Annotated in this window: 9 protein-coding genes; 6 read left to right on the top strand and 3 right to left on the bottom strand. The window is 65.2% G+C overall.

What is annotated here, in order from left to right; translation table 11 throughout:
* Nucleotides 1-2: 2 nt before the first annotated feature.
* Nucleotides 3-1211 carry an SGNH/GDSL hydrolase family protein gene (locus MF6396_RS23380; protein ID WP_078481668.1) on the top strand — a complete coding sequence of 403 codons (1209 nt, stop codon included), beginning with the start codon at nucleotides 3-5 and terminating at the stop codon, nucleotides 1209-1211.
* 243 nt (nucleotides 1212-1454) lie between these two features.
* Here the strand turns inward: MF6396_RS23380 and MF6396_RS23385 are convergent, their stop codons facing one another.
* Together MF6396_RS23385 and rtcR are read right to left on the bottom strand one after the other, a co-directional pair.
* Nucleotides 1455-2540, bottom strand: a complete 1086-nt coding sequence (locus MF6396_RS23385) for a dienelactone hydrolase family protein (protein ID WP_177346343.1) — start codon at nucleotides 2538-2540, stop codon at nucleotides 1455-1457.
* A gap of 85 nt (nucleotides 2541-2625) precedes the next feature.
* A complete protein-coding gene (gene rtcR / locus MF6396_RS23390) occupies nucleotides 2626-4209 on the bottom strand; it encodes an RNA repair transcriptional activator RtcR (protein ID WP_078481669.1) in 1584 nt (527 codons plus the stop codon).
* A 610-nt stretch (nucleotides 4210-4819) separates the two neighbouring features.
* On the opposite strand from rtcR, the gene MF6396_RS23395 reads away from it, so the two are divergent.
* Genes MF6396_RS23395 through MF6396_RS29090 form a run of 5 tightly spaced genes read left to right on the top strand, consistent with a single transcriptional unit; the run spans nucleotide 4820 to nucleotide 9491 of the window.
* Nucleotides 4820-5965 carry a slipin family protein gene (locus tag MF6396_RS23395; RefSeq protein ID WP_078481670.1) on the top strand — a complete coding sequence of 382 codons (1146 nt, stop codon included), beginning with the start codon at nucleotides 4820-4822 and terminating at the stop codon, nucleotides 5963-5965.
* A gap of 45 nt (nucleotides 5966-6010) precedes the next feature.
* Nucleotides 6011-7225, top strand: coding sequence for an RtcB family protein (locus MF6396_RS23400; protein ID WP_102063829.1), 1215 nt, complete (start codon nucleotides 6011-6013; stop codon nucleotides 7223-7225).
* 50 nt (nucleotides 7226-7275) lie between these two features.
* Entirely contained in the window at nucleotides 7276-8073 is a 798-nt protein-coding gene (locus MF6396_RS23405) for a nucleotidyltransferase domain-containing protein (RefSeq protein WP_043861877.1), read from the top strand.
* 28 nt (nucleotides 8074-8101) lie between these two features.
* Nucleotides 8102-8413 (top strand): hypothetical protein, encoded by a 312-nt coding sequence (locus MF6396_RS23410; RefSeq protein ID WP_043861876.1) that lies wholly within the window; start codon nucleotides 8102-8104, stop codon nucleotides 8411-8413.
* A gap of 4 nt (nucleotides 8414-8417) precedes the next feature.
* On the top strand, nucleotides 8418-9491 hold the full coding sequence (locus MF6396_RS29090) for a DUF6708 domain-containing protein (protein ID WP_058541910.1): 1074 nt from the start codon (nucleotides 8418-8420) through the stop codon (nucleotides 9489-9491).
* On the opposite strand, the gene MF6396_RS23420 is transcribed toward MF6396_RS29090, so the two are convergent.
* On the bottom strand, nucleotides 9421-10290 hold the full coding sequence (locus MF6396_RS23420) for a DMT family transporter (RefSeq protein ID WP_238596468.1): 870 nt from the start codon (nucleotides 10288-10290) through the stop codon (nucleotides 9421-9423). The genes MF6396_RS29090 and MF6396_RS23420 overlap by 71 nt on opposite strands.
* Between the last annotated feature and the right edge of the window lie 108 nt (nucleotides 10291-10398).

The raw sequence follows: 10398 nt of genomic DNA on the forward strand, positions 1-10398 counted from the left end.
GCATGCGCCGAGCGCACAACATCCTGGTGCTGGCGGCGCTTATCTGCGCGCTGCCGGGCTGCAGCCCGGTGGCGGCGGTCAACGCGCCGGCCGCGCGCCCCCTCGCCGTGCAGCAGAAGGCGACCGGCAGCCGTGACGGCAACCTTGCGGTGCTGGCCGGCAAGCTGCGCACCTCCAGTCGCACACCGGTCAATATCGTGCAATTCGGAGATTCGCACACTGCCGCCGACCTGTTCAGCGGCGAGATGCGTCGCCTGCTGCAGTCGCAGTACGGCGATGGCGGCATAGGCTTTGTGGCGGCGACACCGGTACCTGGCACGCGCTACGACAACCTGATCCTCAAGACGGCCAGGCGCCAGTGGGAGCTGGTGTCGGCGCGCAACCAGCAAAGCACCCAGTTCCCGCTGGGGGGCTACCTGTCGGTACCGCTGGCGGCGAACCCGAGCGTGCGCCTGGAGGCGCGTGAACCCAGTGCCCAGCGCTACCGTATCTCGGCCCTGTACCAGGCGCGGGAGAACAGCAGCCTTACCGCCCGTGGCGGGCAGAACGCGGCGCGCCGCGTGATGCTGGCCGCAAGCAACGGGCAGTGGCGCTTCAGCCCGCCGCTCAACAGCATCAGCCTGCCGGTGGACATGAGCCTGAATGCCCACCCGGGCACGGTGCTGGGTGGCTGGTACATCCAGGGCCAGAAGAACGCCGGGGTGACCTATTCGGCCCTGGGTATCAACGGTGCGCGGCTGGAGGTGCAGGACAAATGGCAGGCTGGCTGGCAGGAAAACCTCAAGGCCCTGCGCCCGGACCTGATCATTCTGGCCTATGGCACCAACGAGGCGTTCGACCACACCCTGGACATGGCCAAGTACCGTGACCAGTTGCGCCGTACCGTGGCCCAGCTCAAGCGGGTGCAGCCACGGGCAGTTATCCTGCTGGTGGGGCCTTCGGACTCGATCAAGCAGCGTGGTGCGCGCACCTGCGCGACGCGGCGCCCGCAGTCGTTGCCGCAGGTGGTGCAGATCCAGCGCCAGGTGGCACGCCAGGCCAACGTGCTGTTCTGGGACTGGCAGGCCTACATGGGCGGGGAGTGCTCGATTGCGCGGTGGCAGGCAGAGGGGCTGGCGCGAGGCGACCTGGTGCACCTGACGGCCGATGGCTATCGCAAGAGTGCGTCGGGGCTGTATGACTACCTGCGGGGGCAGTTGGGGCTGCGCTGAGGCAAAAAAAGAGGGGCTGTATCGGTGTCGGGATTGGCTTGCGGCGCCCCGGTGCATCGATAACAGCCCCCCAGCTTCGAGCCACAGGGGCGTCGAACTCAGGTGCAAGCATAGAATGGTTTTTTGGGGCCTGCTGTAGGACTTTTGGACAGATCTCGAAGGGTTCTTCGTCAGCAAGGCTGACTCCTGCCGTTTATCCCCACTCTGCAGGAGCCAGCCTTGCTGGCGAAAGCCGCGCTGTAGTCAGCCCGCCGGGGTCAGCCCCAACGCGTAATCGAGGTACCCGCGATACGCCGTTTCCCAGTCATCCTGGAAGGTGTGCCCGGCCGGGTGTTCGTGGCTTTGCACCGGGTTGCTGCCTTCGAATGCCTTCTGCGTGGTTGCGGTCAGTTCCAGGTTGCTCGAATGCTCCTTGGCGCCGTGCACGATCACGATGCGCTTGTCCTTGGCCTTCTGCACGGCGAATGGAATGCGAAAGCCGCCCGGCGACAGCAGTACCGCGCCGCTGTAATGCTGCGGGTATTCGGCGATCAGGTGCGCCGCATGTTCGGCGCCCTGGGAAAAGCCGATCAGCGCCACGTTCGAGCGGTCGATGCGGGTCTGCTTTTCCAGGGCCTTGAGCGCGGCCGCCACGGCTTTCTCGGTCGGCTCGACCGTGTGTTGCTGCCACATGAACTGGCCCTCGTCGCGCTTGAGCGTGCCGTTCACGCCCACCAGTACGGCGCGTTCGCCCACCAGTTCTTCACGCATGCGAATGCCCTTGCTGCCTTCGGTGCCGTAGCCGGACAACCACACCACCACCGGCCAGCCGCCGGCCGGGGCCTTGCCTTCGGGGATGCTGAACGCCGCCGCACCGGCATCCTTGGCCTGTTTGGCGTAGTTGGCCTCGGCGCTCTGCAGCAGTTTCTTGTAGGCCGGTGCGTCCTTCATGCCCTCCAGCTCGTCGTCGTCACGCAGGATCACGGCCTGCCAGAAACCGCGCTCGCGGGCCTGGTCGAGCAGGTCGCCAGCCAGATCGAACTTCTCCATCGAGGCCAGGGCGGCGCCGGCCTGGTAGGACGCATAGGCGTTCTTCGGGTCCAGGCGTGCGGCCGTCAGGTAATAGGCCAGGGCGCCAGCCATGTTGTCGTGCTCGCTTTTCTCCTTGTCGCCGGCATCGATGAATTCCTGTGCGTCGGCATCGTTCAGGTAGAGGTTGGCCATGCCGGCCAGGCCCTGCCAGCGGCCCTTGGCAACGGCCTCGTCTTCGTCGGCGAAGCTGGCGGTGGCGGTAAGGCTCAGGGCGGTGAACAGGCTGAGGGTGGCAAAGTGCAGACGAGGAGATGTCATGAACGACAAGACCGAGAGTCCTTTTTCGGTGGAAGGGAAAGTGTGCCGGCCAATACGGCCGGTGCGCGGATTCTAGCATGGCAGCTCAACTGCGCAGCTGGTTCCAGTCCAGTTCGAAGCGCGCCAGGTATTTGCGCAGGCGGTCGGCATCGTTGGGTTTTTCCTTGTCCTGGCGCGACACCGCAAACAGCTGGCGCCCTGCGTCGGACAGCGAGCGGGCATCGCGACACACCCGCAGCACGGCCTCCAGTTGCAGGCGGTCGAACAGGTCCAGCTCACGCCCTTCAAGCAACGGCTCGGTGGGCGCGGCAACCCCCCAGGCCCGTTGCAGCCGGGTGATCTCTTCGCTGACCAGGGGCTCGTCGATGCGTCCGCTGTCGGCCAGGGTCGCCATGCGCGTGATCGAGGCCGACAGCTCGCGAAAGTTGCCGGCCCAGCGTGCTTGCGGTGAATGGGCGAACGCCAGATACCGGCGCTTGGCTTCAAGGTTGAAGCGCACGTTGCGGCCCTGTTCGCGGGCGTGGCGCTGCAGTTCGAAATCGATGTTCGGCTCGATGTCTTCGCGCCGCCCGGCCAACCCCGGCAGTTCGAAGGTCCACAGGTTGATGCGCGCATACAGGTCTTCGCGAAACAGCCCTTCGGCCACCTGCTTGCGCAGGTCACGGTGGGTGCCGGCGATCAACTGGAAGTCGCTTTGCACCTCGTTGTCTGCGCCCATCGGGAAGAAGCGCTTCTCTTCGATGGCCTTGAGCAGCATGGCCTGTTCGTCGGCGCCCAGTTCGCCGATTTCGTCGAGAAACAGCATGCCGCCGTCGGCGGCGCGCAGCAGGCCGTCGCGGGCGTTCTGTGCACCCGTGAAGGCGCCCTTGATATGCCCGAACAGGCTCGACATGGCGCCGTCGCCGCGCAGCGTGGCGCAATTCACTTCGACGAAGCGGCCCTCCAGCTGGTGGCGCGTGCGCTTGAGTTCATAGATGCGCCGGGCCAGGAACGACTTGCCGGCACCGGTCGGCCCCACCAGCAGCATCGGGGCGGTTGAGCGCAGGGCGACGCGCTCGATCTGCTCGATGGAGTGGTTGAACGCCACGTTGCGCGTGGCGATGCCGGCCTTGAGAAACGCCAGGCTGTGCGCCTGCTCGCGCTGAAAGCGCGAAGCGATGTGGTCATAGCGCGACAGGTCGAGGTCGATCAGCGTGCTGGTGCCGGCCGGGTCACGCTCTTCTTCCTTGCCGCGCGCCGGCGAGGTCTGTACCAGCCGCGCCGGCAGGTAGCGCGCCTCGGTCAGCAGAAACCAGCAGATCTGCGCAACGTGGGTGCCGGTGGTGATGTGCACCAGGTAGTCCTCGTGCTCGGTGTCGAAGTGGTAGCTGCTGGCGAAGTCATGCAGCGCGCCGTACATCTCTTCGAAATCCCACGGGTTGTGCAGTGCCAGGCGGTGCAGGCGCACCTCGGTGTGGGGCGACACGCTGAGTACATCCTCGCGCAGGCGCTCGGCCAGGCCCAGATCACGTTCGCTCTTGCCGTGAATCAGCTCCAGGCGGTCGATCGAAAGATCAGGCTGCTGGCACAGCGCGACGGTGGGCCGCCACTTGTTCCAGCGCGCGGCACCCTTTCCGTTGCGGTCGAGGGTGGTACCGATGAAGCCGATGGCAACGCTGCGCTTGTGCATGCTGTTTATCTTTTTGGATAAATGAAGAGATAAAAGTATACATAAAAGCCCTAAAGCATTTGCCAAGTGCGCAGATTGATTTAGCGAAGATTAAAATAAAACACTTATAAATCAATGAGTTGAAAATAATTCTAGCGCTTTGACGAAACCTGGCACGCCCCTCGCAATAACACTTTCGACCGCATCGCCAAGCAGGCCAACGGGTCGGGGTTCACAACCCCACCGGTGCACGAGCCCACCCCTGGTGTTGGTGTCGTGCATGCCGCCGCCGCAACGACCGGTCGCTGGCGCAACCCCGGATGGGGCCGCCAACGAGCCTAGAACTCGTTACATACCCTCCACGGTAGCTGTACCCGTAACACCCGCCGGTGAGGCGAGGGCAACGCACTTGCAGCCAGGATGGCTGACTGTCGCGAAGGACGCCCCCGCCACCGCTGGTACGCCCGGCCTGCTGGCCGGGCCCGGGGCAAGGCGCAACGTCGGACCGAAGGACTCGGTCGGCAAAGGACTCTGATGTCCCGACGCGTGCACCTCCCCCCGGGCCCCACCTGCAGCGCTCGGCGTACCGGCAGCACCGGCACCACGGAATTCATTGAAAGGGAAATACAGAATGAAACTGCTCAAGCGCTTCATCGTGAAAAAGAACGAACGCGGCCTGCTGTTCTGCGAGGGCGACTTCGTGTCGATCCTGGAACCGGGCGTGCATCAGCGCCTTGACCGGCATAACCGGCTGACGGTGGAAACCTTCAGCCTCAACACCCCGCGCTTCGAGCACCGCCTGGCCGGCTACCTGCGCCAGAGCGAGCCGGCGGTGGTGGATCAGTACTTCGAGCGCATGGACCTGGCCGAACACGAAGTGGGCCTGCGTTTCGAGGATGGCGCACTGGCGGAACTGCTGCCACCGGGCAGCCGCCAGTTGTACTGGAAGGGCCAGAGCGCGCAGACCCTGCAGCGCATCGACCTGACCCACAGCTATCGCCTGGAGCCGACCCTGCTCGGCCAGCTCGGCCAGCCCAAGCTGCGCGGTCGCACCCTGGCCGGGCTGGATGCGGTGCTGCTGGCGCCGGTGCCGGCCTTCCATGTGGGCGTGCTCAAGGTCGATGGTGCGGTGGTCGAGCTGCTGCCGGCCGGTCAGTACGGCTTCTGGCGCTTCAACCGCCAGGTGAGTGTCGATATGGTCGACATGCGCATCCAGTCGCTGGAGGTCAGCGGCCAGGAGATCCTCACCCGCGACAAGGTCAGCCTGCGCCTGAACCTGGCGGCCAACTGGCGCTACAGCGACGTGCTGATGGCTTTCGCCAGCCTCAGCAAACCGCTGGAACACCTGTACCGCGAGGTGCAGTTCGGCCTGCGTGCGGCCGTGGGCACGCGTACCCTCGACGAGCTGCTGGAGAACAAGCAACTGATCGACGACACCGTCAGCCAGTACCTGGCCGAGAAACTGGTGGGCAGCGGCATCGAGGTCAGCGGCCTGGGCGTGCGCGACATCATTCTGCCGGGTGAAATGAAGACCCTGCTGGCGCAGGTGGTGGAGGCGGAGAAGGCGGCCCAGGCCAACGTGATCCGGCGCCGCGAGGAAACTTCGGCAACCCGTTCGCTGCTCAACACCGCCAAGGTCATGGAAGACAACCCGACGGCCCTGCGCCTGAAGGAGCTGGAAACCCTGGAGCGGGTGGCCGAGCGCATCGACCGCATTTCGGTATTCGGCGGGCTGGATCAGGTGTTGAATGGGCTGGTCAGCCTGAAAACCGCATGACACCTGCCAGGCCTTCGGGCCTGGCGGGCTACAAGGACAATTGAGATGAAACACATGAACATCCTCGAAGTGGCCAACGGCAAACCGATCAAGCTCTGGACCCAGGGCGTGCCGATGGACGAGGACGCACGCCAGCAACTGATGAACACCGCGCGCCTGCCGTTCATCTTCAAGCACCTGGCCGTGATGCCCGATGTGCACGTGGGCAAGGGCTCGACCATCGGCAGCGTGATCCCGACCCTGGGCGCGATCATCCCGGCGGCGGTGGGCGTGGACATCGGCTGCGGCATGATCGCGGCGCGCACCTCGCTGGTGGCGGCCGACCTGCCCGACAACCTGCAAGGGCTGCGCAGCGCCATCGAGAAGGCAGTGCCCCACGGCAAGACCTTCGGCCGGCGCGACCAGGGCGCGTGGAACCACGTACCGACCGCCGCCGATCAGGCGTGGTCGGCCCTGGCCGGGCGTTTCAAGGCGATCACCGACAAGTACCCGCAACTGCAGAAGACCAACAATCGCCAGCACCTGGGCACCCTGGGCGGCGGCAACCACTTCATCGAGGTGTGCCTGGATGAGGCCGACCGCGTGTGGTTCATGCTGCACAGCGGCTCGCGGGGCGTGGGCAATGCCATCGGCAACCTGTTCATCGAGCTGGCCAAGGCCGACATGCGCCAGCACATCGCCAACCTGCCGGACAAGGAACTGGCGTATTTCGAGGAAGGCAGCCGACATTTCGACGACTACGTCCAGGCGGTGGAGTGGGCCCAGGACTTTGCCCGGCAGAACCGTGCGCTGATGATGCACGCGGTGATCGAGGCAACGCGCCAGGTCATCCGCAAGCCGTTCGAGGCCAACCTGCAGGGGGTCAACTGCCACCACAACTACGTGCAGAAAGAGCAGCACTTCGGCCAGGAGATCCTGGTGACGCGCAAGGGCGCGGTGTCGGCGCAGAAGGGCCAGTTGGGGATCATTCCGGGCTCGATGGGCGCCAAGAGTTTCATCGTGCGCGGCCTGGGCAACGAGGAATCGTTCTGCTCCTGCAGCCACGGTGCCGGGCGGATCATGAGCCGTACCCGGGCCAAACAGGCCTTCACCCTTGAGGACCAGGTACGCGCCACCGCGCATGTGGAGTGCCGCAAGGACAAGGACGTGATCGACGAGATCCCGATGGCCTACAAGGACATCGATGCGGTGATGGCGGCGCAGCGCGAGCTGGTGGAAGTGGTGCACACGTTGCGTCAGGTGGTGTGTGTGAAAGGCTGATGGCCTCTTCGCCGGCCGTGCCGGCGAAGGGGTACAACGAGGATTCGAACATGAACATGGAAGACCGTCACCCCCTGCCCAGTGCGATGCGCAGCTGGGTACTCGAAGAACTGCAACGCATCGAGCGCGAGCATGACGTGCGCGTGCTCTACGCCTGCGAATCCGGCAGCCGCGCCTGGGGTTTTGCCTCCACCGACAGCGACTTCGACGTGCGCTTCATCTACGTGCACCGCCAGGACTGGTACCTGCGCATCGACGAGCCACGCGACGTGATCGAGCGCCCGCTCACCGACGAACTCGACATCAGTGGCTGGGAGCTGCGCAAGACCCTGCGCCTGCTGCGCAATGCCAACCCGACCCTGCTCGAATGGCTCGACTCGCCGCTGGTGTACCGCGCCGAGCCGGGGGCGCTGCAAGCCTTGCGCGGCCTGGCCAGGCAGTTCCATTCGCCGCAGGCGGCGTTTCACCACTACCTGTCGATGGCCACCAAGAACTTTCGCATCTACCTGCAGGGCGAAGAGGTGCGCCTGAAGAAGTACCTCTACGTATTGCGCCCGTTGCTGGCGGTGCGCTGGATCGAACAGGGCCTGGGCATGCCGCCCACCGCGTTCGCCCAACTGGTGGAGGCGACCCTGCACGACCCGCTGCTGCTGGCCGACCTGGACGAGCTGCTTCGCGTCAAACGCATCGCCAGCGAAGCCGATTACGGGCCTCGCCGCGTACTGCTGCACCAGTTCATCGAGAGCGAGCTGGCACGAGGGGGAGCCGCCCCGGCACTGCCCAGGCCCCACGGCGATGTAAAACTGCTCGACGACTATTTGCGTGATACTGTGCGCCGTTTTTCATAGGAGCCTGTATGAACAAGGATGTCGACGCATGCTGAACCTGCGGCTGGCGCAACGCTGGGAGCGCCTGGGCAATCGCGATACCGAGGTGGGCCTGATGCTGCTGTTCGCCCTGCTGGCCGCGCTGTTTGCCTGGGGCGCCTATGTCATGGCCTATCCGGAGCATGGCTGTGTGCGCATGGGCAAGGGCAACAGCGGCCCCCTGGAGTGCAACCCGCGCCAGCTGCTCAACAATGCTGTCGGGCTGCTGTTGATCGGTGTCTGCTGCGCAAGCCCCATCTTCTACATCCTGTGGCACTGGATCAAAGACATGGCGCGGCCATTGACGCTGGAAGAGGAATAGCTCGATGACCGACAGCAAATACGAACGCCTGCCCCACGCCGGTGACTTCGAGCGGGTGGCCGGCACCGAGATCGTCTACCTCTCGCCCCTGCCGATCCCCACCGGCATGCCGGCCTACAGCAGCCGCAACCTGCACCGCGAATCCAACGAGGTGTACCTGGACTTTGCCATCGGCCAGGGCAACTTCGAGTTCATGGCGCGCTGCGGCATCGCCTCGGTGATGGGCGTGGTTACCTGTTTCATGCTCACTGCCTTGCTCGGCTCCTGGGCACGCCGCCATGTGGAGCCGTTCTGGAGCACCTTCTCCGACTTCATGGCCAACGGGTTCATCTGGGGCTTCATCGCCTGCCTGTCGTTGCTGTATGCGGGGATGTTCTGGCGGGTGATGCGCGAGGTGACGATTCACCCGCCGATACGCTTCAACCGCCAGCGCCGCGAGGTGGCGTTCGTGCCCACTCGGGGCGCGGCGCCGATCTTCGTGCCGTGGGAGTCGGTGATCGCCTGCGTCAGCGCGGGGCGCACCGTCACCGAGTACGCCGTGCTGCCCGCCTTCAACCTGATGTTCTGCCTGCGTCAGGCCGACACCGGCAATGTGCTGTGGATCAACGTGCCCAGCGGCCACCTGGGCGCGGCGATTGCCGAATGGGAAGCGATCCGGGTGTACATGGAAGAGGGCCCGGCGAGCCTGCCGCCAGCGCCCGATGAAGAGTTCGAGGAGGGCACCGTGGCGTTCTTCCACATGGCCCGCCAGGGCTATCGCGACAACTTCCCGTGGTGGCAGCACTGGTTTGGCTTTCTGTTTGTGCAGGCCTTCGGCGGCTGGACCTTGCCGTGCCATATCTCGCACTGGGTCAACAACCGGCCCAAGGCGGGCATACCTCCTGAGGTGAAGGCGTGGTCGACGCCGCTGCCGGCTGAACAGCATGCCAGGCCCAGCGCCGAACTGCTGGCGCAGAGCGAAGAGGTGCGCAGTACCTTGCGTCGTGGCCAGACCCTGCTCGACTACTTCAATGTGAAGTTTGGCGACCCGGCTGAACCGGCAGCCGAGGCGGCCTCAGGTTCAGCGCCAGCACGCTGATCAGCACCAACGGCCCGCCCAGCATCACCGATGCCGAGGGCCGCTCGCCCAGCAGCGCTGCGGCGATCAGCATGGCGAAGGCGGGTATCAGGTACAGCGCCAGGGTCACCCGGGTGACCTCGCAGTGGCGCAGTACCCAGGCCCAGGCCAGGTAGGCCAGCGCGCTGGGGAATACCCCCAGCACCAGCACCGCAGTGTTGGCCTGGGGCGGTGCGTGGCCCAGGTCGTCGAGCAGCCCCGGCAGGTACACCATCAGCAATGCAGTGCCCGACCATACGGTGTAGCAGGTGATGGTCAGCGCGTCGTAGCGGTGGCCGTGGTGTTTCTGCAGGGCGAAATAGATGCTCCACGACAATGCCGCCACCAGAATCAGCAACCCGTGCGGGTCGAACTGACCGAGCCCGCGATCGCCGGCCACCACGATCACCGCGCCGGCCATGCCCAGCAGCAGGCAGCCCCAATGCCAGGCCCCGGCCACCTGCTTGAACACCCAGTGCGCGATCAGCAGGCTGAACAGCGGCGTGGACTGCGCCAGCACACTGGCCGCCCCGGCGCTGACCCCACGCTGGCCGTAGTTGATGGCCACATGGTGCAGGCTGACCGCGAACAGGCCAAGCAACAGCAGGGTGGGCACGTCCCTGAGCCGGGGCAGGGCGATGCCGCGCAGCAGCGCGATGACCGCCATGAACAGCGACGCCACGATAAAGCGCGCCAGCGCCAGATGCGTGGGCGCATAGCCCTGCAAGCCCAGGCGGATGCCGGTGGGCGAGTAGGCCCAGCACCCGGCTCTTATACACATCTGACTCTGTCGACGAAGACGTGCCTCGCCATCGCGGTGTCCCGCTCCTCCTCTACAATACATACAGGCGTGTTCTACCCTGTCACCCTGCTGACCATACACACCATC

Origin of the sequence: Pseudomonas sp. MF6396 (assembly GCF_002018915.1) — a bacterium.
GTDB lineage: Bacteria > Pseudomonadota > Gammaproteobacteria > Pseudomonadales > Pseudomonadaceae > Aquipseudomonas > Aquipseudomonas palmensis.

Bases quoted from the DNA above. Each gene is read 5' to 3' on its own strand.
- MF6396_RS23395 (WP_078481670.1), top strand. From the start codon at position 4,820: ATGAAACTGCTCAAGCGCTTCATCGTGAAAAAGAACGAACGCGGCCTG.
- MF6396_RS23410 (WP_043861876.1), top strand. From the start codon at position 8,102: ATGCTGAACCTGCGGCTGGCGCAACGCTGGGAGCGCCTGGGCAATCGC.
- MF6396_RS23380 (WP_078481668.1), top strand. From the start codon at position 3: ATGCGCCGAGCGCACAACATCCTGGTGCTGGCGGCGCTTATCTGCGCG.
- rtcR (WP_078481669.1), bottom strand. From the start codon at position 4,209: ATGCACAAGCGCAGCGTTGCCATCGGCTTCATCGGTACCACCCTCGAC.
- MF6396_RS23405 (WP_043861877.1), top strand. From the start codon at position 7,276: ATGAACATGGAAGACCGTCACCCCCTGCCCAGTGCGATGCGCAGCTGG.
- MF6396_RS29090 (WP_058541910.1), top strand. From the start codon at position 8,418: ATGACCGACAGCAAATACGAACGCCTGCCCCACGCCGGTGACTTCGAG.
- MF6396_RS23420 (WP_238596468.1), bottom strand. From the start codon at position 10,290: ATGTGTATAAGAGCCGGGTGCTGGGCCTACTCGCCCACCGGCATCCGC.
- MF6396_RS23385 (WP_177346343.1), bottom strand. From the start codon at position 2,540: ATGACATCTCCTCGTCTGCACTTTGCCACCCTCAGCCTGTTCACCGCC.
- MF6396_RS23400 (WP_102063829.1), top strand. From the start codon at position 6,011: ATGAAACACATGAACATCCTCGAAGTGGCCAACGGCAAACCGATCAAG.